Here is a 23,040-nt window from a genome sequence, read left to right on the forward strand (position 1 = left end):
TTATTTTAAAGTTTGGATGTATTCAGCTACTGCTTTTGCATCTTCGTCGCTCATTGGAGTAGCGATTGGTTTCATCATAGCGCCAAGACCAAATTTATTTGCTCCTGTTTTATAACCCTTTAGTGCCTCTTCGATAGCTGCTGCATCAAGAGATGTTAAAGCTGGAACTTTATTATTAAACACTTTTTCAGCTTTTGCGCCATGACAGGCGATGCATTTTTTGTAGATAGCAGCACCATCTGCAGCAAAGGCAGCAGTTGAAAGTAGAGCCGCAACGCTAGAAACAATTAGTAATTTTTTCATTTTTCATCCTTTGTAAAAAAAGTTTATGCATTATAGTACAAAAAGGTAAATTCGCAAGAAGCTAGTTAAAATATTTTGGCTATAATCACCAAATGAATAAAAATGAGCCTATTAAAGCACTTTTTCTGGATAGAGACGGCGTAATAAACGAAGATGCTGGATATGTTTACGAGATAGAAGATTTTAAATTTATCGATGGCATTTTTGATGCGTTAAGAGAATTTGCTGGGGCTGGCTATAAGCTCTTTGTCGTGACAAATCAATCAGGCATCGGCAGGGGCTACTACACGCAGGAGCAGTTTGATGCTCTAAATAAATTTATGCTAGAAAGCTTTAAAAAAGAGCAAATTTTCATCACCAAAGTCTATTATTGTCCGCACGCTCCAGAACAAAAGTGTAGCTGCAGAAAGCCAAATCCAAAAATGATACTTGACGCAAAAGATGAGTTTAACATTGACCTTGAAAACTCGCTCATGATAGGTGATAAGCCAAGCGACGTTGAGGCTGGCAAAAGAGCAGGTGTTGGTAGAAATTTCTTGCTTGATGGCATAAATTTTAAAAATGTAAGAGATGTTTTAAATAAGCTAAAAAAGGAAAAATCACTATGAATTTAAATGGAAAAAAAATAGTTATAACTGGCGGTGCTGGCTTTATCGGCTCAGCCTTGGCGCACTATTTTGATGAAAACTACAAAGATGCTCACGTGCTTGTCGTGGATAAATTTAGAAACGACGAGACATTTAGCAATGGCAACCTAAAAAGCTTTGGCCATTTTAAAAATTTACTTGGCTTTAAGGGCGAAATTTACGCTGGCGATATCAACGACCCTAGCACGCTTGAGAAGATAAAAAGCTTTCGCCCAGACGTCATCTACCACGAAGCAGCGATCTCAGATACGACCGTAAAAGAGCAAGACGAGCTAATAAAAACAAATGTAAACGCCTTTGTAAATTTGCTTGATATCTGCGAGAGTTTGGGCGCAAAGATGATCTACGCTAGCTCAGGGGCGACTTACGGCAACGCAAAGAGCCCACAAACCGTTGGCGAGTGCGAAGCACCAAATAACGTCTATGGCTTTAGTAAGCTAAGCATGGATAATATCAATAAAATTTACGCAAAGCGCGGCGTGAGCGTGGTTGGACTGAGGTATTTTAATGTCTTTGGCAAGGGCGAGTTTTTCAAAAACAAAACTGCCTCGATGGTGCTTCAGTTTGGCTTGCAAATTTTAGCTGGCAAGACCCCAAGACTCTTTGAGGGCAGCGACCAGATCAAACGTGACTTTGTTTACATAAAAGATATCATTGACGCAAACATAAAAGCACTTGATGCGCCAAGTGGCGTCTATAACGCAGCTACTGGCAAGGCTAGGAGCTTTCAAGATATCGCTGACATCTTGCAGCGAGAGATTGGCGTAAATTTAGGCAACGAATACATCAAAAACCCATTTATCGGCTCATATCAGTTTCACACAGAGGCCGACGTAGCCCCAGCTCGCGAGGCATTTGGCTTTAGTGCGACTTGGAGTCTTGAAGAGGCGATAAAAGACTACTTGCCGGAGATAAAGAGAATTTATAAGGAAGAGCTAAATGGCTAAGAGAGTTAAAATTTTAGTCGTCGGTGATCTTATGCTGGACCACTATATCTGGGGTAGCTGCGACCGTATCTCGCCTGAAGCGCCAGTGCAGGTGGTAAAGATAAATAACGAAACCTACACGCTTGGTGGCGCTGGCAACGTGGTGAGAAATTTACTCTCTCTTGGCGCAAATGTGAGCGTGGCTAGCGTCTTAGGAGATGATGAGGCTGGCAAAAAGATAAAAGAAAAGCTTGCTGAGCTAAATGTAAAAGATGAGCTCATCCTTACTGAAAAAGGGCGTGAAAGCTCGATAAAAAGCCGCATCATGGCATCGCACCAGCAAGTTGTTAGGATCGATAAAGAGAGCGTTGTCAAGATAAATTTAGAAGATGAGCTCGTCTCAAAAGTAAAAGAAAACCTTGCAAATTTCAAGGCCGTCTTACTAAGTGACTACGGCAAAGGCGTGCTTAGCGAAAAGGTCTGCCAAGCGATCATAAATGAGTGCGTGAGGCTAAAGATTCCAGTGCTTATCGATCCAAAGGGTAGCGACTACTCAAAATATAAAAATGCAACCCTTCTAACGCCAAATAAAAAAGAAGCGAGCGAGGCTACAAATTTAAAGATAAAAGACAAAGCCGAGCTTGAAAAGGCGATAAAACAGCTAAAAGATGAGCTAAATTTGACCTATTCGATCATCACGATCTCAGAAGAGGGCATCGCGCTATATGATGACAAGCTGCACATCTTTGCGGCCAAGGCAAAAGAGGTCTTTGATGTCACTGGCGCTGGAGATACGGTGCTAGCTACACTTGGCTACATGCTAGCAAACGGAGCTGACATAAAAGAGGCGATAAAGATAGCAAACCTCGCTGCAGCCGTCGTCGTGGCAAAGATAGGTAGCGCAACAGCAAGTTTTAGCGAGATCGAGCAGCTGCTAAATAGCTCGTTTGGGGCAAATTTCGAGCATAAGTTTAAAAGCGTTGAGGAGCTAGAAGAAATTTTGAGCCAAAAGGACAAAAAAAAGGTCGTTTTCACAAATGGCTGCTTTGATATCTTGCACGCTGGACACGTAAAATACCTAGCGCGCGCAAGAGAGCTTGGCGATCTTTTGGTTGTTGGGCTAAACTCGGACGCTTCAGTTAAGAGGCTAAAAGGCGAAACAAGGCCTATAAACTCGCAAGATGACAGAGCCTGCGTGCTAAGTGGGCTTGGATTTGTTGATTATGTCGTGATTTTTGATGAGGATACGCCATTAAATTTGATAATAAAGATAAAGCCTGACGTGCTTGTAAAAGGGGCTGACTATAAAGGCAAAGAGGTCGTTGGCAGCGAGATCGTAAAAGAGGTCAGGCTGATCGACTTTGTCGAGGGCAAAAGCACAACAGGGATAATAAAAAGGATAAAAGATGCTAAGAACGATGATAAAAAATGAGCTTGAGGCTCACCAAAAGACCTTTAGCGAGCATGTAAATTTACTTGACAGCTTAGAGCGTGCTTGCCAGATGGTGGCTGATACGCTAAAAAATGGCAAAAAGGTGCTCGTTTGCGGTAACGGCGGCTCTGCGGCGGACGCTCAGCACTTTGCAGCCGAGCTAACTGGCAGATATAAAAGCGAGCGCCAGCCACTACCAGGCATCGCGCTAACTACTGATACTTCGGCGCTTACGGCTATTGGCAACGACTACGGCTTTGACTATGTTTTTTCACGTCAGTTTGAGGCATTAGCTCAGCCAGGCGACTTGCTCGTGGCGATCTCAACGAGTGGCAACAGCAAAAACGTCCTTGAAGCTATAAAAAGTGCCAAGAAAATGGGCGCATCAGTGCTTGGACTTAGTGGTAAAGGCGGTGGCGCGATGAATGAAGGATGCGATCTAAATTTAGTCGTTAGCTCAAGCGATACAGCAAGAATTCAAGAGTCGCACATCTTTTTTATACACACGATCTGCCAAGCCGTAGATGAGGCTTTTAGGGGCTAAAATGCAAGAAGCGATGGATAAATTTTTAAGTGATCCTAGCCAGCAAAATGAGATAAATTTGATATCGGCTTTAAAAAAGGCTACTTTTTTTGCTCCGGTGCTTTTAAATCAAGCGCTTGCAAAGCCTAATGGTGGCGTAGTTTATGAGGAGGAGGGCTCAAATATTAAATTTATCCTACTTGAAGATGAGGGCGAGAAGCTTAGCTATTTTCCGGCATTTACGAGCAAAGAGGCGATGAAGCTTTGGCGAAACGACAGCGAGCAAGAAAGCATTGAGATAGGGCTAAAGGAGTATCTTGCGATGCTAAAAGAGAGCAGCTACGCTGGAGTCGTGGTTGATGCTTTTAGCTATGATTTTATTCTTAAAAAAGAGCAGATAGCAAGAATTTTAGACTAAAATTTTCATCGCACTATTGCCAAAGTCGCTGATTTACTATTTAGCAAGTTTTTATTAATTTTAAGCTAAAATCAGTCAAGCTAAATTTAAGGAAAAAAATGAAAGACAATCTACTTGAATTAACCCAAGATATCGCGTCTGTTGATATCGAAGAGTCTATAAAAACTAGCTATCTTGACTACTCCATGAGCGTCATCGTTGGACGTGCTTTACCTGACGCTAGAGACGGATTAAAGCCAGTTCATAGAAGAATTTTATACGCTATGGATAATCTTGGCGTTGGTAGCAGAAGCGCCTATATGAAGTCAGCTCGTATCGTCGGTGAAGTCATCGGTAAGTATCACCCGCACGGCGATACAGCTGTTTATGATGCACTTGTTCGTATGGCTCAGAAATTTTCTATGCGTTATCCAGTAGTTGACGGGCAAGGAAACTTTGGCTCAATAGATGGCGACAGCGCAGCTGCGATGCGTTATACAGAAGCTAGAATGACAATGCTTACTGAAGAGCTTTTAAAAGATATCGACAAAGACACGGTTGATTTTGTGCCAAACTATGACGATAGAGAGGTCGAACCAGATGTGCTTCCAAGCCGTGTGCCAAATTTATTGCTAAACGGCTCAAGCGGTATCGCGGTTGGTATGGCAACAAATATCCCACCACACAGCCTTGATGAGCTAATAGATGGTCTTTTGCTACTTCTTGAAAACAAAGAGGCGACACTTGAAGAGGTAATGGAATTTATAAAAGGTCCAGACTTCCCAACTGGTGGTATCATCTTTGGTAAAAAAGGCATCATAGAGGCCTACCGCACAGGTCGCGGCAGGGTCAAACTAAGAGCCAAAACTCACATAGAAAAAAAGCCAAACAAAGATGTCATCGTCATCGACGAGCTACCTTATCAAACAAACAAAGCAAGGCTCATCGAGCAGATCGCCGAGCTTGTAAAAGATAAGCAGATAGAGGGCATCAGCGAGGTTAGAGATGAGTCTGACAAAGACGGCATCCGCGTCGTTATCGAGCTAAAACGTGACGCTATGAGCGACATCGTGCTAAATAACTTATTTAAATCAACCACTATGGAGAGCACTTTTGGCGTTATTATGCTTGCTATTAACAACAAAGAGCCAAAGGTATTTAACCTTATTGAGCTACTTAAGCTATTTTTAAATCACAGAAAAACGGTTATCATTAGAAGAACGATATTTGAGCTTGAAAAAGCGCGCGCAAGAGCCCACATTTTAGAGGGTCTAAAGATCGCACTTGATAACATCGACGAGGTGATCGAGCTTATTAGAAATAGTGCTGATACGGCGGTTGCTAGAGAAGGCTTGATGAGTAAATTTAACCTCTCAGAGCTTCAAGCAAACGCTATCCTTGATATGCGCCTAAGCAAGCTTACAGGCCTAGAGAGAGAAAAACTAGAGGCTGAGCTAGCTGAGCTTATGGCTGAGATCGCAAGACTTGATGAAATTTTAAAAAGTGAGACATTGCTTGAAAATTTGATCAAAGAAGAGCTTCTTGAGATCAAAAATAAATTTAAAGTACCAAGAGTGACTGAGATTGTTGATGACTACGATGATATCGACATCGAAGATCTCATACCAAATGAAAATATGGTCGTAACTATAACCCACCGCGGCTACATCAAGCGTGTGCCAAGCAAGCAGTACGAGAAGCAAAAACGCGGCGGCAAGGGCAAAGTAGCGGTCACGACATACGATGATGACTTTATAGAGAGTTTCTTTACTTCAAATACTCACGATACGCTTATGTTTGTGACTGACCGCGGACAGCTATACTGGCTAAAAGTCTATAAGATCCCAGAGGGAAGCCGCACAGCAAAGGGCAAAGCGGTTGTAAATTTGATCCAGTTGCAGCCTGATGAGAAGATCAAAGCGATCATCCCAACGACCGACTTTGACGAGAGTAAATCGCTAGCATTCTTTACTAAAAATGGCATCGTAAAACGCACAAATTTAAGCGAGTTTAAAAATATCCGCTCAGTTGGCGTAAGAGCTATAAGCCTCGATGAGAACGACGAGCTAGTAACTGCGCTCATCGCTCAAACATATGATGATATGCCAGTAACTGACCCTGAAAACGAGCTAAGCATTGAGAGTGAAGTTCTTGAGATAGAAGAGATACAAAACGAGATCGACGAAGATAATGTAAATGCTGAAGAGGACGCAAATTCAAGCGATGAGACAATGCTATTTGTCGTTACTAAAAAGGGTATGTGCCTTAAATTTAAGATCAGTAAGGTTCGCCAAATGGGAAGAACTGCTCGCGGCGTAACAGGCATTAAATTTAAAGAGCCAGGCGATGAGGTCGTAGGTGCAGCAGTCATCGAAAGCAATGATCAAGAAATTTTAAGCATATCTCAAAAAGGTATCGGCAAGCGCACAACCGCTGATGAGTACCGCTTGACAAACCGCGGCGGCAAAGGCGTCATCTGTATGAAACTAACAAGCAGAACAGGCGATCTGGTAGGCGTTGTGATGGTTGATGAAGAGCAAGATCTTATGGCTCTAACATCAAGCGGTAAGATGATAAGAGTTGATATGCAAAGCATCCGCAAAGCAGGACGTAACACAAGCGGCGTTATCGTCGTAAATGTCGATGGCGATGATGTTGTAAGCATCGCAAGATGCCCTAAGGCAGATGATGGCGAAGATGAGGATGAAGCACCAAGCGAAGATATGGGGCTTTTGGAATAAATTTTGCTATTAAATTTTAAATAAAAGCATAAAAAAGGTTGTTTATGAAGGTTAAAATTTTATCTTTTGCTTTGATGGTTGCTATTTTTGGCGGTTGCTCATTTAATGGCTTTATGGGCGAGCCAACTAGCACATCAAACCGCAACGTAGTCATCCAAAAGGTCGATAAAGACGATCTTAGAGAGGTGATGAAAAAAGAGAAGATGATATATGATAGCGCTCCAAGAGAGACCACTTTTAGAGCCACAGGCGAGGGCATAGCTCCGCTAAATTCGCTCTCGTACGCTCAGTCAGTCACTCTTGCAAAAAGAGCGGCGATGGCTGATGCTTATTCGCAGCTTGCAGGCAAGCTTTATGGCGTAAAGATCAACGCTGAAGACACCGTAAGAGATGCGATGCTAAACGACTCATCTATCACTTCAAAGGTTCAAGGACTTGTTAAAAACGCAAGGATCGTGAATGAAAATTTCAAAGACGGGCTTTATAAGGTAAATATGGAGCTTAAGATAGACGAAGATAAGTGGCGAGAAGTCTTTTCTTACTAACTATATTTTTAAATTTCGCCTTTTGCCTAGAGGAGTTTATCTTCTGGGCAAAGGTCGATACAAAAAACCAAATAGTTGCTTTTGAAGAAATTTCATTTTCAAAGGCGATGACTTTAACATCAAATCCAAAACCAAAATTTCTTTGCCAGATAGACGCTTTTAAAGATGAAAACACCACAACTCTTGGCTTTTTAAATTTACATAAAGATGAAATTTTTGACTGCTTTGCCTTAAAAAAAGTGATGATAAAAAATGAGCTTAATGTCAAAAATGCACAGATCTCAAACGCTTCAAATTTGAAAATTTTGCCAGTTAGGTTTATGGTGGAATTTAAGCCAAAATCCGCTATCATCGGCATACTTCAATAAAAAAGAGATCAAATGAATATCGTCATAGTAGAAGATGACATCAATATGCGAAAGTCGCTTGAGATCGCACTTGGCGAGTATGAAGAGCTAAATATAAAAAGCTATAAGAGCGCAGTTGAAGCCCTAAAAAAGCTAAGCGATGACACTGATCTAATCATCACCGATATAAACATGCCAAAGATGGACGGACTTGAGTTCATTAAAGAACTAAATGGCAAATTTGACGTCATCATAATGACAGGAAACGCGACACTTAATAAGGCGATAGAAAGCGTTAGGCTCGGCGTAAAGGACTTTTTAACCAAGCCGTTTGACGTCTCAACGCTTTACGAGGCGATAAAAAGGGTCGAGCTTCTTAAGCAAAAAACTCCAAAAACTATAAAAAAAATAGAAATAAAAAGCGAAAATAACGACTTTTTAGCCACTTCAAAGGCACTTGAAGCGACGCTAAATATCGCACTAAAAGCTGCAAGAACCGATGCTTCAATAATGCTTAGTGGCGAAAGCGGCGTTGGTAAGGAGGTCTTTGCTAAATTTATCCACGCAAACTCACCTAGAAAAGATGCAGCATTTGTTGCTTTAAATATGGCGGCGATTCCTGAAAATTTGATAGAAAGTGAGCTTTTTGGCTTTGAAAAGGGTGCCTTTACTGATGCTGCGACTACCAAAAAAGGGCAGTTTGAGCTGGCAAATGGAGGAACGCTATTTTTAGATGAGATCGGCGAGATGCCTATAAATTTACAACCAAAGCTGCTTCGTGCCTTGCAGGAGCGCGAGATAACAAGACTTGGCGCTACAAAGAGCGAAAAGATAGACGTTCGCATTATCTGCGCTACAAATGCAAATTTAGAGCTTGCGATGAAGGAGGGCAGATTTAGAGAGGATCTTTTTTACCGCCTAAACACAATCCCACTTTTTATACCGCCACTTCGCGAGCGAAAGGATGAAATTTTGCCTATCGCGCAGGATACTTTAGAAAAGTGCTGCAAAGAGTATGGCTTTGAGGCTAAAAATTTCTCAAAATTGGCAAAAGAGGAACTTTTGAGCTATGACTATCCAGGCAACATAAGAGAGCTCATCTCAGTCGTACAGCGTGCAGCGATACTAAGTGAGGGTGATGAAATTTTGCCAAAAGATCTATTTTTACAAGCCAGAAGCAAAAAATAGCCATAAATTTAAGTAAAATTACGAAAATTAAAAAAATAAGGAGAGCAGATGAGAAAATTTAACGTAGCAGTCGTTGGTGCTACTGGAGCGGTCGGCGAAGAGCTTTTTAGAGTGATGGAAGAGGTTGAGTTTCCAGTTGGAGAGCTTTTGCCGCTTGCTAGCGCAAAAAGTGCTGGTAGTGAGATCGAATTTAATGGCAAATATTACAAAGTAAAAGAGCTAACCGAAAAGGTTTTTAGTGAGCATGAGATTGATATTGCTTTTTTTAGTGCGGGCGGTTCAGTCTCAGAGAAATTTGCCAAATTTGCAGCTGATAGTGGCGCAGTAGTCATCGATAACACCAGCCATTTTAGGATGGATAAAGACATTCCTCTTGTTGTGCCAGAGTGTAATCCAAGTGATATAGCTATGTGGAAAAATCGCGGTATCATCGCAAATCCAAACTGCTCGACTATCCAAATGGTGCAAATTTTAAAACCACTAAACGATGCTTTTAGTATCAATAGAGTCGATGTCTCTACTTACCAAGCAGCAAGCGGTGCTGGCAAAGAGGGCATGGAAGAGCTTGTCGTTCAGATGCAAAAATTCTTTGAGTTTAAGCTTGATGAGTGTGAGCCAAAGGTATTTGCGCACCGCCTAGCACTAAACGTGATCCCTCACATCGACGTCTTTTTGGATAACGACTACACAAAAGAAGAGATGAAAATGGTCAATGAAACGCAAAAAATTCTTCACAAAGATATCGAAGTTAGCGCTACCTGTGTGCGTGTGCCAGTGCTTAGAAGCCACTCAGAGGCGATCACTATCCACTTTGATAAGGATGTAAGTGCGGATGCAGCGAGAGAAATTTTAAGCAAAGCTCCAAGTGTCGTCGTAGTCGATAATCCGGCAAATAAAGAGTATCCGATGCCTATCATTTCAAGCGATACAAATGAGACTTATGTCGGCAGGATCAGAGTTGATAATTACAGACCTAATGTGCTTCATCTTTGGTGTAGTGCCGATCAGATCCGCGTAGGAGCTGCGACAAATGCCGTCAGGATCGCGCAAAAGTGGATCGCGATGCAAGAGTAAATAAAAAGGATTCTTATTGCGTAAGATATTTGAAAAAATTTTGCTTGCTAGCAACAGCTTTACACTTTTTCCAGTAGTTTTTGGACTTTTAGGTGCGATCGTGCTTTTTATCATCGCAAGTTACGACGTCGGCAAGGTACTTTTAGAGGTTTATAAATATTTCTTTGCTGCAGATTTTCACGTTGAAAATTTCCACTCAGAGGTCGTTGGCGAGATAGTTGGAGCGATCGATCTATACTTGATGGCACTTGTTCTTTATATATTTAGCTTTGGAATTTACGAGCTTTTCATCTCAGAGATCACACAGTTAAAGCAGTCAAAGCAGAGCAAGGTGCTTGAGGTGCATTCACTTGATGAGCTAAAAGACAAGCTTGGCAAAGTGATCGTCATGGTCTTAATCGTAAATTTCTTCCAAAGGGTGCTTCACGCAAGCTTTACAACACCGCTTGAAATGGCATATCTTGCGGCTTCTATCCTAGCACTTTGCCTTGGACTTTACTTCCTTCACAAGGAGATCACTAAAATTTTAAGCGTTTTTACGCTTAAAATTTCTCCTACATCTTTTCTTTAGCTATTTTTAGGTAATATCCCTTTAAAAATTTAAAGGAAATTTGATGATTTTCATAGACGCCTGCCTTAAAAAACCTACCCCTTATACGCCTGTTTGGATGATGCGCCAAGCTGGTAGATATCTACCAGAGTATATGCGAGTACGCGCGCAAGCAGGGGATTTTTTATCTCTTTGCAAGGACTACAAAAAGGCTAGCGAAGTCACGCTTCAGCCAGTTGAAATTCTTGGCGTTGATGCGGCGATTTTATTTAGCGATATCTTGGTTGTGCCTCTTGAAATGGGCATGGATCTACGTTTTGAAAAGGGCGAGGGTCCAGTTTTTACAGAGCCTTTGCGTGATAAAGCCGCACTTGACGCGCTAAGTATCGAAAAATCGACTAAAAATTTAGCATACGTCTATGATACGATCAAACTTACAAGAGAAAATTTAGCCAAAGATAAGGCGCTCATTGGCTTTTGCGGCGCACCTTGGACGATAGCTACATACATGATCGAGGGTGGTGGCAGTAAAACTTATGCGGTCTGCAAAAAAATGCTCTATCAAAATCCAGAATTTTTGCATCAAATTTTAGAAAAAGTGACGCAAGCTCTCATCCTTTACATCAAAGAGCAGATAAAAGCTGGAGTAAATGCGGTGCAAATTTTTGATAGCTGGGCAGCCGCACTTGAGGAGCAGGCTTATTTTGAGTTTGGATTTAACTACATAAACAAGATAGTTGATAGCGTTAAGGCTGAATTTCCAGAAATTCCAGTCATCGTCTTTCCAAAAGGTATAAGCGGCTATTTGGATAAAATTTCAGGCAAATTTGATGTTTTTGGCGTTGACTGGAGTACGCCGATCGAGCTAGCCAAAGCAAAACTTAGCCCAAGATATGTCCTTCAAGGAAACATGGAACCAACTAGACTTTATAGCAAAAAGGCGATAGATGAAGGCGTGGATAAAATTTTAAGCACGATGAAAGGCGTGCCTCATATTTTCAATCTTGGTCATGGAATTTTGCCTGATGTGCCAGTTGAGAATGCAAAATATTTTATAAAACAGGTGCAGACAAAAAGTGCAAGGTAACAAGCCTTGCATCGTCTTTGGACCGATAAATTCTCGCCGTTTTGGCATGAGCCTAGGCATCGATCTAAGCCCTAAACAAAAATCATGTAATTTTGACTGTGTTTATTGTGAGCTAAGTGGCGCAAAGCCGGTTGAAGTGATAGAAAATCCGCCAAGCGTTGATGAGATCATAAACGATTTAAAAGAAGCATTAAAAACTCATCAAAACATCGATGTCATCACACTTACGGCAAATGGCGAACCAACTCTTTACCCGTACTTAAAAGAGCTGATAGCAAAAGTAAATGAGCTAAAAGGTAGTGCAAAAACACTTATTCTAAGCAATGGCTCAGGTGTAAGAGATCAAAAAATTTGTGAAGCCTTGCAAGGGCTTGATATAGTGAAATTTAGCCTTGATAGCGCGGTGCAAAGCACTTTTAAAAAGATAGACCGCAATAAAAGTGGTATAGAAGTAAATGAACTTATAAAAGCAATGGCTAAATTTCGCAAGGAATTTACTGGCGAGCTTGTGCTTGAAATTTTAGTCGTGGCTGGATTTAACGACAAAAAAAGTGAGTTTGAAGCACTTAATGTGGCGATAAATGAGATAGCTCCGCACCGAGTGGATATTGGCACGATAGATCGTCCACCAGCTTATAATGTAAAGAGTGTAGATGCCAAAAAACTAGAGGAGCTAGCCAAGCAGATAAGTGGTGTACCGGTTAATATAGCTAAAGCTCACAAAATAGAGCAAAAGTATAACTTTAGTGAGGAAGAAATTTTAGAAATGCTAAGGCGTCGTCCGCAAACTATCGCAAATGTTGAAGAAAATTTCTCAGAGCACTCAAAGCAAATTTTAAACAAGCTCTTGCAACAAGATGTGGTTTATCTAGCCGATGTTGCTGGGGTAAAATTTTACAAACTAAGAGCATAAATGAAAAGAATCCTTACAATACAAGATATCTCGTGCGTTGGTAAATGTTCCCTTACCGTTGCACTTCCAATAATTAGCGCTCAAGGCATTGAGGCGTGCATATTGCCTACTGCGCTACTTTCGACTCATACTGGCTTTAAAAATTTCACATTTCGTGATCTGACTGATGAATTTGACGCAATAACACGAGTATGGCACAAAGAAAATATCGCATTTGATGGAATTTATACCGGATTTTTAGGTAGCTTTAGTCAGCTTGAGCTGATAGAGAAAATTTTTAATGAGTTTAATGACTCTACTTCACTAATACTTGTAGATCCTTGCATGGGCGACAATGGCAAGCTCTACCATGGATTTGATGAAAAATTTGTTATGAAAATGCGTGAGCTTTGCACAAAGGCTCACGTCATCACGCCAAATATAACTGAAGCAAGCTTTATGTGCGGGATGCCGTTTTTAGGCAGTGACTATAAGCAAGATTATATTTTAGAGTTGCTTGAAGGCTTAGCTAGCTTTGGAGTTAGAAAGATTGTGCTAAAGGGCATTAGATACAAGCAAAATGAATGTGGCATCATAGCTTACGACACAAAGACAAAAGAGAAGGTAGAGTATTTTCACGAATTTTTGCCATTTCACACGAGTGGAACTGGAGATATATTTGCTTCTGTGCTTTTTGGCTCGCTAGTAAATGGCGAAAGCATGCAAAATGCCATCAAAAAGGCAGCAAACTTTGTGCTTAGCAGCATTAAAATCACGCTAAAAGATAAGAGCCGCACATGGTATGGTGTGCAGTTTGAAAAGATACTTGGCACTCTTGCAAAATAGGCTGGCAAACTACTTATTTAAAATTTTTAATAACACAACGATATGGCAAAGATTTATATCTTTGCTAGCTGTTAGAAGTGCTATATCGCCATGCTCTTTTTCTAGTTTTTTTAGCATTTTAAAGCAAGATTGCGCTTTTTCATTATCAAGCTCGAGCTCAAATTTCTCACAAAACTCATCAAATCTGGCTTCTCTATCTTCATGAAACCACTCTCTTAAAGCAGTGCTTGGTGTGATATCTTTTAACCAAAGGAAATTTGAAAATATCTCTTTTCTTATGCCTCTTGGATAGAGTCTATCAACAAAAGCCGCCTTCATATCCAAACTATCATCTTTGATAAAATCATAAATTCTATAAGCTTTAAACATGTTGTGATTGTAGTCCTATAATGTTTATAAATAAAAAAATATTCTTATTTATCTTATATTTTTTATACTTGTTTAAATTTTAAGGTTTGTAAAATTAAAGCTCAAATTTTTGATTGTGGTGATAAGAATTAAACTAGGGCTATAAAATAGTCCTAAAAAGAATAAATTTAAATTAAAGCTCGTTTTGATAAAATCCCAACATAAAAATCACTAAAAGGGTTATCATTATGAGAGGCTATAAAATTTTCTCAGGAACGGCTAATATTGAGCTTTCAAAGAAAATTTCGCAATATCTTTCACTTCCTCTTAGCGAGGCAAGCATAAAAAGATTTAGCGATGGAGAGATCAGCGTGCAAATCGGCGAGAGCGTGCGCGGAAAAGATGTTTTTGTCATTCAGCCAACATGTGCACCGACAAATACAAATTTAATGGAGCTACTTATTTTAACTGACGCTTTAAGACGCAGTAGTGCAAGCTCTATAACAGCGATTGTGCCGTATTTCGGCTATGCTAGACAAGATAGAAAAGCAGCTCCTAGAGTACCGATCACTGCAAAACTAGTGGCAAACATGATGCAAACAGCAGGTATCGATAGGGTCGTCACCATGGATCTTCATGCAGGGCAAATTCAAGGATTTTTTGATATTCCGGTTGATAACCTTTATGGAAGTATTATTTTTAATGACTACGTAAGAGCTAAAAATTTACCAAATCCAATCGTTGCAAGCCCTGATGTAGGTGGCGTTGCTCGTGCTAGAGCCTTAGCTAAAAATCTAAATCTTGACATGGTTATCGTAGATAAGCGCCGCGAAAAAGCAAACGAGAGCGAAGTGATGAATATAATCGGCGACGTAAATGGTAAAGATGTGATTTTAGTTGATGATATGATCGATACGGCTGGCACGATCGTAAAAGCAGCTGAAATTTTTAAAGAGCGTGGCGCAACTAGCGTTATGGCATTTTGCACGCATCCAGTCCTTAGTGGGCCAGCTTACGATAGGCTAAGACTAGGCTTTTTGGATGAGTTGGTGGTAACAGATACGATCCCTCTAGCAGAGGAGCTACCTTGTATAAAAGTGCTAAGTGCTGCTTCTTTATTTGGCGAAGTGATACGCCGTGTATATCACAATGAAAGCGTAAATAGCTTATTTTAATTGATTTTGGCTTTTGTTTGGAAGTATTTTAGGTAAAAGCCAAATCTTTCAATGCTTATTAGAATTTAATTTTGATAAATCAAAATTTATAGAAAAAAGATAGCCTCTATTTATAGCTGGAATTTTTAAAATTCTAGCCTTCTCTTTAAAAATTTTTGGCATTATTGTTTTACAAAATGGAGTTACTAGAAGGTAAGTATCTGCGTATCCGACAGCGATCTTACCACTTAGCACCACGCTTGTTTGCTTTGCTAAATTTGCACTTAGCTCATCTTTTTGAGCTTTACTTAGAAGTACGTTTAGCTCTTTTGCCGCCATATCAACGCCTCGTATCGCATTACTATCATTTTTTATGATAAAAATTTCATCACTTATTTTTGTGATATTTGGTATTAAAATTTGTCTATCGGCTTCTAAAAACTCAAAGCTTTTTTTTACGCCACTAAAATATCTATCCAAAAATGGCTCACTAAAATTTAGCCTCATGAAGCTTCTTTTTAACTCGCCTTTTAAATTTGTCTCATCGATAAAATAGCGTAGATTTCTCTCATCAAGATAGTTTTGAAGCTCTTTTTTGCGTAAATTTAAAAGCGGCCTAACTAGCCAGAAGTGCTTTTTCTTTTCAAGCTCGCTCATGCCAAAGAGCTCTTTTAGCCCAGCACCCTTACTAAGCTGCATTAAAAACCACTCAAATTTATCGTCAAACTGATGCGCTAGGATCAAATTTTCATAGCCAAATTTTTGGCAAATTTCATCAAAAAACTCATATCTCGCCTCGCGCGCGTTTTTTTCAAAATTTGACTTATCTAAAAAAATGCTTTTGGTATAAATTCTTTTACCAAATTTATCTGCGAGATCTTTTGCGCTTTCTATCTCACTTTTACTTTGCTCTCGAACATTGTAATCAACCATCGCTAGATCAAATTTGATCCCAGCTTCTTCTAAAATGTAAAAAAGTGCAGTGCTGTCGATGCCGTGCGAGAATGCAAGCAGGTTTGCACCTGAGCTTAGCTTTTCTCGCACATTTTGACTTATCATTTTGCTTTTTTGATGATTTTAGCGATCAGTTTTTGATCGACCACGTCGCTTGCTTCGCAAAGATAGAGCGAGCCGATCTCAAGCTCTTTTAAGTCGCTTTCGTTGATTAAAATTTCGCCGTCTATATCTTTATCCCAGATATCTTTTTTGGCCGCGTAAAACATCTCTCCCTCGCTACTTTCGCCCTCAAGAGAAGCATAAATTTGCTTACCAAGCTCTTTTTGCAAGCTCTCATTTATCGCTTTTTTAGTGATCTTTTCTATCTTATTTAGTCTTTTTGAGATGATTTTAGCTGGGATTTGCTCCATTTCAAAAGAGGCAGTGTCTTCTTCTTTCGAGTAGGCAAAGGCGGAAATTCTATCAAATTTAAACTCTTCTAAAAACTTGCAAAGCTCCTCAAAATCATCCTCGCTCTCGCCCGGGTGTCCCACGATGACACCAGTTCGTAAAAATGAATTCTCGGCATTTCTCATCAAATTTAAAAGCTCTTTTATCTTTTTAGCACCGCTTCCACGCTTCATTATCTTTAGCATGTCTTCGCTGATGTGTTGGATGGGCATGTCGAAGTAGTTGTGAAAGACAGGCGAAGCGATGATACGTTCAATTAGCTCCTTGCTGGTCGTGCTTGGGTAGAGGTAAAGTATCCTAGCACTCCTTACGCCTTTTATCTTTTCTATCTCATCTATTAAATTTATAAGCCCGTCGCTAATACCGTGATCGCGCATATATGAGCTTGAGTCTTGGGATAAAAAGCTAAAGTCGTAGTAGCCTTTTTTGACTAGATTTTTGACCTCATTTATGATGTTTTCAAGCGAGCGCGATTTTAGCTTGCCTTTAAATGTCGGTATCGCGCAAAAGCTACACTTTTGGTTGCAGCCCTCTGAAATTTTGATGTAGGCGTGGTAGTTTGAGCCAGTTATCACACGCTCTTCATTTGCTTGCAGATAAGTTTGCGGACTAAATAAATTTTGCTTTTTCAAGATGATTTCATCTATCTTGTCGTAGTCGGCCACACCAGTAAAGAGATCAACTTCAGGCAGCTCTTTCATAAGCTCGTCTTTGTAGCGCTGCATAAGACAGCCAGTCACTACCAGCAAAGAGCCATTTTTGCGGGCTTCGTGCATTTCAAGTATGGTTTGGATACTCTCTTCTTTGGCAGATTTTATAAAGCCGCAGGTATTTACGATGATGACGTCAGCATCGCTGATATCATCCGTGATATCGTAGTTTTGCAGTCTACCAAGCATGATCTCAGAATCAACTAAATTTTTGTTACAGCCAAGTGAAATTAAGTGAAGTTTTGGCATTTTTAGATCCAGATGTTGTCTATTAGCCTAGTTTTACCAACGTAAGCTGCTACTAAAATGATGGTGTTATTTTTTTCTATTTTGGAAATTTCATTTAAATTTCTATCCGTAATGGCGACATAATCAACCTTTAATGGCTCTAACACTTCAAGCATCTTTGTTTTGATCTCACTTGTGTCTTCCTCGCCGTTTTGGATCAAATTTTGTGCTTTATTTAGCGATCTTGAAAGCCTTAGAGCATTACATTTATCTTCGTCGCAGATATAGACATTTCTACTTGAAAGTGCAAGTCCGTCCGGCTCTCTAACGATATCGCAAGCTACTAGGCTGGTATTAAGAAAAAATGTCTTTATCATGTTTTGCACGATGATTAATTGTTGTGTATCTTTTTTGCCCATGTAAACGCTATTTGCACGAGTTAGGCGAAATAGCTTGTTTAGCACCCTTAAGACGCCATCAAAGTGGCCTGGCCTAGTTTTGCCCTCTAAGATGGCTGAAAATTTTTTTGGAGCGACGATTAGAGGTTCATCTTCAAAGTAAAGTTCACCAGCATCTGGTATAAAAATAGCACTAACGCCATTTTGCTCACAAATTTTAATGTCGTTTTGCTCGTTTCTTGGGTATTTGTCTAGATCTTCACCTGGTAAAAACTGAGTTGGATTAACGAATGTTGAGACGATACTTATCTCATTTTCGCTCACGCATTTTTTAATAAGGCTAACGTGTCCGTCATGAAGTGCGCCCATGGTCGGCACAAAACCGATCTTTGCGCTTGTGCTAGAGACGAAATTTTCAAGTTCTTTTATAGTTCTTATGATTTGCATTTTGACTCTTTTTGTTTGAAATTTTAACTTGGCATTGTAACAAAAAAGGATTAAAAGGGCGTAAATTTAAAAATGTAAGCAACTTTTGGCTAAAATCGGCAAAAATTTTTGGAGAAAAACTTGGATAGTTACGAATACAACGAGCTTTTAAAGAAGCTACAAACAAAAGTTGAAAACATAGGCTCTATCGTAAAGCCTGAAGAGATCAAGGCTAGACTAAAAGAGATCGAGGCTACTGAGCAAGATCCTGATTTTTGGCAAGATATCGCAAGAGCTGGGGCGCTAAATAAAGAAAAGACAAAAATTTCAAATATGCTTGCAAAATTTAACGATGCCAACCAGGCAGTAAGTGATGCAAAGGAGCTCTTTGAGCTAGCAAATTCTGAAAATGACGAAGAGACTATAAATTCTCTCTTTGATGACGCTAAAAATTTAGATGAAAAGATAGTAAATCTTGAAATTTCTATGCTTTTAAGTGGCGAAGATGATGGTAAAAATGCGATCGTATCGATCCATCCTGGAGCTGGTGGCACTGAGAGTAACGACTGGGCGAGTATGCTTTATAGGATGTATCTTAGATTTTGCGAGCGCGAGGGTTTTAAGGTCGAGACTCTTGACTTTCAAGAGGGCGATGAGGCAGGGCTAAAGGACGTGAGCTTTATTGTAAAAGGTGAAAATGCTTATGGATATTTCAAAGCAGAAAATGGTATCCATAGGCTCGTTCGTACAAGCCCATTTGATAGTGCAGGGCGCCGTCATACAAGCTTTTCAAGTGTCATGGTAAGCCCTGAGATAGATGATGATATAGAGATCGAGATCGAAGAGAAAGATCTAAAGATAGATACTTATAGAGCTAGTGGCGCAGGCGGTCAGCACGTAAACAAGACTGAATCTGCCATCCGCATCACGCATATACCAACTGGCATCGTCGTGCAGTGCCAAAACGACCGCAGTCAGCACAAAAATAGAGCTACAGCGATGAAAATGTTAAAATCACGCCTTTACGAGCTTGAGCTGATGAAGCAGCAAGAAGCGAGTAATAGCGTCGAAAAGAGTGAGATCGGCTGGGGGCATCAGATAAGATCATATGTGCTTTTCCCGTATCAGCAAGTAAAAGACAACCGCAGCGGCGAGGCATACTCACAAACTGATGCGATACTTGATGGAGATATCAAAAAGATGATAGAAGGCGTCTTGATCGCTCAAAAGGCTGAGGCGTAGTAAATTTATAAAAAGAGATGAGAACTAAAATTTTATCTCTTTTAGCTTTGCACAAGCTTCTTCTTTGTCTTTAAAACAAGCCTCATCAAGATAAATTCTAGCTTTTTTATAGTCATTTTTGCCTAGATAGATAAGCCCTAGATCGTAGCTAGCCTCGCTTGAGCCAAGGCTTGTAGCTTTTTCATAAAAATATATCGCTTTTTCTAAATTTTTATTGACCCCAAGGCCGTATTCGTATATATATCCAGCACTTCTTAGTCCGTCTATGTTGCCGTATCTGCCAGCTGTCTCAAACCAAAAAAGTGCCCTTAAGATATCCTTGCTAAAGCCTTTGCCGTCACGAAAGCAAATGCCAGTTTGCTGCATGGCTAGAACATTTCCATCTTTTGCGTAGTCGTAAAATCTCTTGCAAGCTTTTGGATAGTTACCTTCATTGTATAGATATATAGCATCTGCTATTTGTTCGACCTCTGGATCAAGTGGTGGCTCGCTAAGGCCAAAATTTTGTGAAATTTGATCTAACGAACATCCCCAAAATAGCAAAACACTAAACACAAAAATGATAAATTTTTTCATATTTGTCCTTGAAAATTTAGGCGATTTTATCCAATTTTATCTTATAATGCCCGAAAATTTTAAGCAAAAGGAACGATATGGATCATAATGCACTTTTAATCCAGCTTGGCTATAACGTCAATGAAACGACCACTGCTCAAATGTGTAGAATTTTAAACAATACTGATGGTCTTTTGCCAAAGAGCATAATTGAACTAAATGATCATTTAAAGCCACACCTTTGTTTTGTGGCGATGAGTGGAAGTGAAGATAGACTAAAGATAAAAAATGTAGCTACCGTTAATGAAATAAAAGAGCGAGTTGATGAGATTATAAAAAACTGGGCTAATAAATATAAAATGGAGCTAAAAAAGATAAATGAAACAACTTACTATATAATGGGAAAGATAAGGGACTGAAAATGAAATATGATATTGTAATTATTGGTTTTGGAAAAGCTGGCAAAACGCTAGCGGTTAAAGCTGCCGCACTTGGCAAAAAAGTGGCTCTTGTAGAGAGATCGCCAAAGATGTATGGAGGCACTTGCATAAATGTTGGCTGCATACCAACCAAACGTCTAATAACAGCCGCTAAAGAGGCAAAATTTGTAAATAATAGCGTTGAAAGCGAATATTACACGCTTAGTGTGGAAAATAAAAATAAACTAATTTCAGCTTTGAATGCTAAAAACTACGCAATGCTAAATGATAAAGAAAATATCGATGTGATCGACGGTGTTGGCTCATTTGCTAGTGAAAATAGCGTACTTGTAACAACGCCAAGTGGTGAGAAAAAGATAATAGAGGGCGATTTTATCATCATCAATAGTGGCTCAAAAGAGGCAGATACTCCTTTTGAAGTTGTAAGCTCAAATGTATTTTCAAGCCAAACTTTGCTTGATCTAAAAAATTTACCAAAGCATTTTGTCATTATCGGTAGCGGTTTTATCGGTATAGAGTTTGCATCAATGTTTGCAAATTTTGGCTCAAAAGTGACTATCGTAGGACGTTCAAAACTACTTAAAAACGAAGATGATGATATAGCCAATAGCGTAAAAGAAGCTCTTAGAGTCCAAGGTGTTGAAATTTTAGAGGGTTGCGAGATAGAGTGCATTAAAGAAAATATATTAAATTTCAAGCAAAATGGTGAGCAAAGATGCCTTAGAGCTGATGCATTTTTGATCGCGCTTGGTAGAGTAGCAAATGTAGATGATTTAAATTTAAAAGCTGCTGGAGTTGAGCTAAATGAAAAAGGCTTTATCAAGACAAATGAAAATCTTCAAACAAATGTGCCAAACGTCTATGCGGTAGGCGACGTGCGCGGCGGAGAGCTTTTTACTTATACGAGCTTGGATGATTTTAGGATAGTTTATTCACAAATTTTTGGTGATAAAAAGAGAAATACTAAAAATAGAAGCATTCACGCAAATGTGCTATTTACTGATACTCCGCTAGCAAGAGTTGGAGTAAATGCAAAAGAGGCTAGTAAATTTGGGCTAAATTTTAAAGAGCTAAAGCTTAGCATGGCAACAGTACCAGGTGCAAAAGTACTAAATCACGATGTAGGCATGCTAAAAGCTATCGTTGACGCGCAAAGTGGTGAAATTTTAGGAGCTAGCTTTCACTGCATCTATGCAAATGAGCTGATAAATGAAATCGCAATTGCGATGAATTTAAAAGCAAATGCAAATTTCTTTAAAAATCAAATTTTCACTCATCCAAGTATCAGTGAAGCACTAAATGACTTATTTGGACAATTTTAAAAGGAAAAGAATGAAAAAATATTTATTGCTTTTATCGGCTTTATTTTTTACTGGCTGCTTAAACGTGATTGGTGTAGGACAAAAACAAGATGATTCGTGGCAGCAACCAAAGGATGAAAAAATAGTGCAAAATAAAGAGCAAATTTCAAGAAATGCGATCGAAATTTTAATACCAAAATGCGAAGAAGGCGATGCTGAAGCTTGCAATGATTTGGGTGTAAATTATGAGCTTTTAAAAGAATATGAAAATGCTTTAACAAATTATAAAAAAGCTTGCGATGCTAAAGTACAAGTCGGTTGTGCAAATTTGGGCACTCTTTATGAGCTTGGACTCGGAGTTAAAAAAAATCCAAAAAAGGCAATTTCAATTTATAAAGAAAGTTGCAATGGCGGAGGCATGCAAGCTTGCTATCACTTAGGTAATGCTTATAGAAAAGGTGAGATCGTTAAGAGAGATTATTACTTAGCAATGCAAGCTTATACAAATGCATGCAATGCTGGCGATTTGCCAAGTTGTGCCAATATCGGAGCGATGTACGAGCTTGGTCTTGGTGTCAATAAAGACGAAAAAAGGGCTTATGGAATTTATAAAGTCGCTTGCTTTCGTGGGCTAAGTAAGGCATGCCCGCAGATGAAAAGACTAGGTACAAAGCTGGGAATATAAGTGAAAAAGGTCTTAAATTTTAGTCTTATTTTGGCTATGGGCTTTATGCTTAGTGGTTGCTGGTCGTGGCAAAAGATGGTGAGCTTTGGTTTTTGGCAAAGTGATGAAGAGGCTAGAGCAGAGCGTATTGAGCTTGAAAAAGAGAAGATGATGCAAAACTGTGAGGGTGGAAATAGCATCGACTGCAACAATTTAGCTGTAAATTTTAGTAATGAAAAAGACTTTGTAAAGGCAAAAGGCTACTACGAAAAAGCTTGTAATGCTGGGCTTGCGACGGCTTGTTCAAATTTAGGTCAAATTTATGAGCAAGGGCTTATTGATGAGCAAAAAGATATCCAAAAAGCTCTAAAGCTTTATAAACTAGCTTGTGATAGCGGCGATGGCGTTGGCTGCTACAACGAGGCAATGGGGCTAAAGTCTTACATCGAAAGCGAAAATTTAAAAACTCATAAGATAGATAGAAACAAGGCTGAGGCTAGAGTTTTAAAGCTTTTGGCAAAGAGTTGCGAACTTGAGTATGCTCAGTCGTGCTTTTTGCTTGCAAAGCTAAGCGGCAATGAAGCAAAGGCAGACGCACTTTACAAAAGAGCCTGCCAACTTGGCAAATGTGTGGATAAAAAGTAATACTAGTCAAAATACTGTTCTAAA

General features: G+C 39.6%; 26 protein-coding genes. 20 read left to right on the top strand and 6 right to left on the bottom strand.

Going from position 1 to position 23,040, the window contains the following annotated elements:
- Complete coding sequence (locus CYO92_RS07125) at positions 1 to 303, bottom strand: c-type cytochrome (protein WP_087578724.1); 303 nt, start codon at positions 301 to 303, stop codon at positions 1 to 3.
- Positions 304 to 395: 92 nt separating this feature from the next.
- On the opposite strand from CYO92_RS07125, the gene gmhB reads away from it, so the two are divergent.
- The 14 genes from gmhB to CYO92_RS07195 all read left to right on the top strand — a co-directional run bounded on the left by gmhB (position 396) and on the right by CYO92_RS07195 (position 13,498).
- Complete coding sequence (gene gmhB, locus CYO92_RS07130) at positions 396 to 911, top strand: D-glycero-beta-D-manno-heptose 1,7-bisphosphate 7-phosphatase (RefSeq protein WP_103589401.1); 516 nt, start codon at positions 396 to 398, stop codon at positions 909 to 911.
- Complete coding sequence (rfaD, locus tag CYO92_RS07135) at positions 908 to 1,897, top strand: ADP-glyceromanno-heptose 6-epimerase (RefSeq protein ID WP_103589400.1); 990 nt, start codon at positions 908 to 910, stop codon at positions 1,895 to 1,897. The genes gmhB and rfaD overlap by 4 nt, the downstream gene beginning before the upstream one ends.
- Complete coding sequence (gene rfaE1, locus CYO92_RS07140) at positions 1,890 to 3,308, top strand: D-glycero-beta-D-manno-heptose-7-phosphate kinase (protein ID WP_103589399.1); 1,419 nt, start codon at positions 1,890 to 1,892, stop codon at positions 3,306 to 3,308. Before rfaD ends, rfaE1 begins: the two co-directional genes overlap by 8 nt.
- Positions 3,283 to 3,852 carry a D-sedoheptulose 7-phosphate isomerase gene (gene gmhA / locus CYO92_RS07145; protein WP_103589398.1) on the top strand — a complete coding sequence of 190 codons (570 nt, stop codon included), beginning with the start codon at positions 3,283 to 3,285 and terminating at the stop codon, positions 3,850 to 3,852. Before rfaE1 ends, gmhA begins: the two co-directional genes overlap by 26 nt.
- 1 nt (position 3,853) lies before the next feature.
- Positions 3,854 to 4,249, top strand: coding sequence for an SseB family protein (locus CYO92_RS07150; protein ID WP_103589397.1), 396 nt, complete (start codon positions 3,854 to 3,856; stop codon positions 4,247 to 4,249).
- A gap of 98 nt (positions 4,250 to 4,347) precedes the next feature.
- Positions 4,348 to 6,969 (top strand): DNA gyrase subunit A, encoded by a 2,622-nt coding sequence (gene gyrA, locus CYO92_RS07155; protein ID WP_103589396.1) that lies wholly within the window; start codon positions 4,348 to 4,350, stop codon positions 6,967 to 6,969.
- A 44-nt stretch (positions 6,970 to 7,013) separates the two neighbouring features.
- Positions 7,014 to 7,514 (top strand): LPP20 family lipoprotein, encoded by a 501-nt coding sequence (locus tag CYO92_RS07160; protein WP_087582583.1) that lies wholly within the window; start codon positions 7,014 to 7,016, stop codon positions 7,512 to 7,514.
- Positions 7,490 to 7,882, top strand: a complete 393-nt coding sequence (locus tag CYO92_RS07165; protein ID WP_103589395.1) for a hypothetical protein — start codon at positions 7,490 to 7,492, stop codon at positions 7,880 to 7,882. The genes CYO92_RS07160 and CYO92_RS07165 overlap by 25 nt, the downstream gene beginning before the upstream one ends.
- A gap of 12 nt (positions 7,883 to 7,894) precedes the next feature.
- Positions 7,895 to 9,049: a sigma-54-dependent transcriptional regulator gene (locus CYO92_RS07170; RefSeq protein WP_103589394.1), complete on the top strand. Its 1,155-nt coding sequence runs from the start codon at positions 7,895 to 7,897 to the stop codon at positions 9,047 to 9,049.
- Positions 9,050 to 9,097: 48 nt separating this feature from the next.
- Complete coding sequence (locus CYO92_RS07175; protein WP_085657435.1) at positions 9,098 to 10,123, top strand: aspartate-semialdehyde dehydrogenase; 1,026 nt, start codon at positions 9,098 to 9,100, stop codon at positions 10,121 to 10,123.
- 16 nt (positions 10,124 to 10,139) lie between these two features.
- Positions 10,140 to 10,694 (top strand): YqhA family protein, encoded by a 555-nt coding sequence (locus tag CYO92_RS07180; protein ID WP_103589393.1) that lies wholly within the window; start codon positions 10,140 to 10,142, stop codon positions 10,692 to 10,694.
- A gap of 43 nt (positions 10,695 to 10,737) precedes the next feature.
- The gene (gene hemE, locus CYO92_RS07185; RefSeq protein WP_103589392.1) at positions 10,738 to 11,760 is read left to right on the top strand and encodes a uroporphyrinogen decarboxylase; all 1,023 of its coding nucleotides are present in this window, start codon (positions 10,738 to 10,740) and stop codon (positions 11,758 to 11,760) included.
- Positions 11,761 to 11,806: 46 nt separating this feature from the next.
- A complete protein-coding gene (locus CYO92_RS07190) occupies positions 11,807 to 12,673 on the top strand; it encodes a radical SAM protein (RefSeq protein ID WP_103589493.1) in 867 nt (288 codons plus the stop codon).
- Positions 12,674 to 13,498 (top strand): pyridoxamine kinase, encoded by an 825-nt coding sequence (locus CYO92_RS07195; protein ID WP_103589391.1) that lies wholly within the window; start codon positions 12,674 to 12,676, stop codon positions 13,496 to 13,498. It begins immediately after the preceding gene.
- A gap of 9 nt (positions 13,499 to 13,507) precedes the next feature.
- Here CYO92_RS07195 and CYO92_RS07200 read toward each other — a convergent pair whose 3' ends face one another.
- The gene (locus CYO92_RS07200) at positions 13,508 to 13,867 is read right to left on the bottom strand and encodes a DUF488 domain-containing protein (protein ID WP_087579994.1); all 360 of its coding nucleotides are present in this window, start codon (positions 13,865 to 13,867) and stop codon (positions 13,508 to 13,510) included.
- Positions 13,868 to 14,094: 227 nt separating this feature from the next.
- Between CYO92_RS07200 and CYO92_RS07205 the strand changes: the two genes are divergently transcribed.
- The gene (locus CYO92_RS07205) at positions 14,095 to 15,021 is read left to right on the top strand and encodes a ribose-phosphate pyrophosphokinase (protein ID WP_072594149.1); all 927 of its coding nucleotides are present in this window, start codon (positions 14,095 to 14,097) and stop codon (positions 15,019 to 15,021) included.
- Positions 15,022 to 15,069: 48 nt separating this feature from the next.
- Here CYO92_RS07205 and tilS read toward each other — a convergent pair whose 3' ends face one another.
- Genes tilS through panC form a run of 3 tightly spaced genes read right to left on the bottom strand, consistent with a single transcriptional unit; the run spans position 15,070 to position 18,190 of the window.
- Entirely contained in the window at positions 15,070 to 16,059 is a 990-nt protein-coding gene (tilS, locus tag CYO92_RS07210; protein WP_103589390.1) for a tRNA lysidine(34) synthetase TilS, read from the bottom strand.
- Positions 16,056 to 17,366: a 30S ribosomal protein S12 methylthiotransferase RimO gene (rimO, locus tag CYO92_RS07215; protein ID WP_103589389.1), complete on the bottom strand. Its 1,311-nt coding sequence runs from the start codon at positions 17,364 to 17,366 to the stop codon at positions 16,056 to 16,058. The genes tilS and rimO overlap by 4 nt, the downstream gene beginning before the upstream one ends.
- 2 nt (positions 17,367 to 17,368) lie before the next feature.
- Positions 17,369 to 18,190, bottom strand: a complete 822-nt coding sequence (panC, locus tag CYO92_RS07220) for a pantoate--beta-alanine ligase (protein WP_103589388.1) — start codon at positions 18,188 to 18,190, stop codon at positions 17,369 to 17,371.
- Positions 18,191 to 18,310: 120 nt separating this feature from the next.
- Here panC and prfB point away from each other — a divergent pair, with 120 nt between their 5' ends.
- Positions 18,311 to 19,411 carry a peptide chain release factor 2 gene (gene prfB, locus CYO92_RS07225; RefSeq protein WP_103589387.1) on the top strand — a complete coding sequence of 367 codons (1,101 nt, stop codon included), beginning with the start codon at positions 18,311 to 18,313 and terminating at the stop codon, positions 19,409 to 19,411.
- Positions 19,412 to 19,435: 24 nt separating this feature from the next.
- On the opposite strand, the gene CYO92_RS07230 is transcribed toward prfB, so the two are convergent.
- Positions 19,436 to 19,987 (bottom strand): tetratricopeptide repeat protein, encoded by a 552-nt coding sequence (locus tag CYO92_RS07230; RefSeq protein WP_103589386.1) that lies wholly within the window; start codon positions 19,985 to 19,987, stop codon positions 19,436 to 19,438.
- Between the two features lie 77 nt (positions 19,988 to 20,064).
- Here CYO92_RS07230 and CYO92_RS07240 point away from each other — a divergent pair, with 77 nt between their 5' ends.
- Genes CYO92_RS07240 through CYO92_RS07255 form a run of 4 tightly spaced genes read left to right on the top strand, consistent with a single transcriptional unit; the run spans position 20,065 to position 23,016 of the window.
- A complete protein-coding gene (locus CYO92_RS07240) occupies positions 20,065 to 20,385 on the top strand; it encodes a hypothetical protein (protein ID WP_054196551.1) in 321 nt (106 codons plus the stop codon).
- Between the two features lie 2 nt (positions 20,386 to 20,387).
- Positions 20,388 to 21,728 carry a dihydrolipoyl dehydrogenase family protein gene (locus tag CYO92_RS07245; RefSeq protein WP_103589384.1) on the top strand — a complete coding sequence of 447 codons (1,341 nt, stop codon included), beginning with the start codon at positions 20,388 to 20,390 and terminating at the stop codon, positions 21,726 to 21,728.
- 10 nt (positions 21,729 to 21,738) lie between these two features.
- The gene (locus tag CYO92_RS07250; protein ID WP_103589383.1) at positions 21,739 to 22,392 is read left to right on the top strand and encodes a tetratricopeptide repeat protein; all 654 of its coding nucleotides are present in this window, start codon (positions 21,739 to 21,741) and stop codon (positions 22,390 to 22,392) included.
- Positions 22,393 to 23,016: a tetratricopeptide repeat protein gene (locus tag CYO92_RS07255; RefSeq protein ID WP_103589382.1), complete on the top strand. Its 624-nt coding sequence runs from the start codon at positions 22,393 to 22,395 to the stop codon at positions 23,014 to 23,016.
- Positions 23,017 to 23,040: the final 24 nt, after the last annotated feature.

The sequence above is a fragment of the Campylobacter concisus genome (assembly GCF_002913715.1).
Taxonomy (GTDB): domain Bacteria; phylum Campylobacterota; class Campylobacteria; order Campylobacterales; family Campylobacteraceae; genus Campylobacter_A; species Campylobacter_A concisus_AG.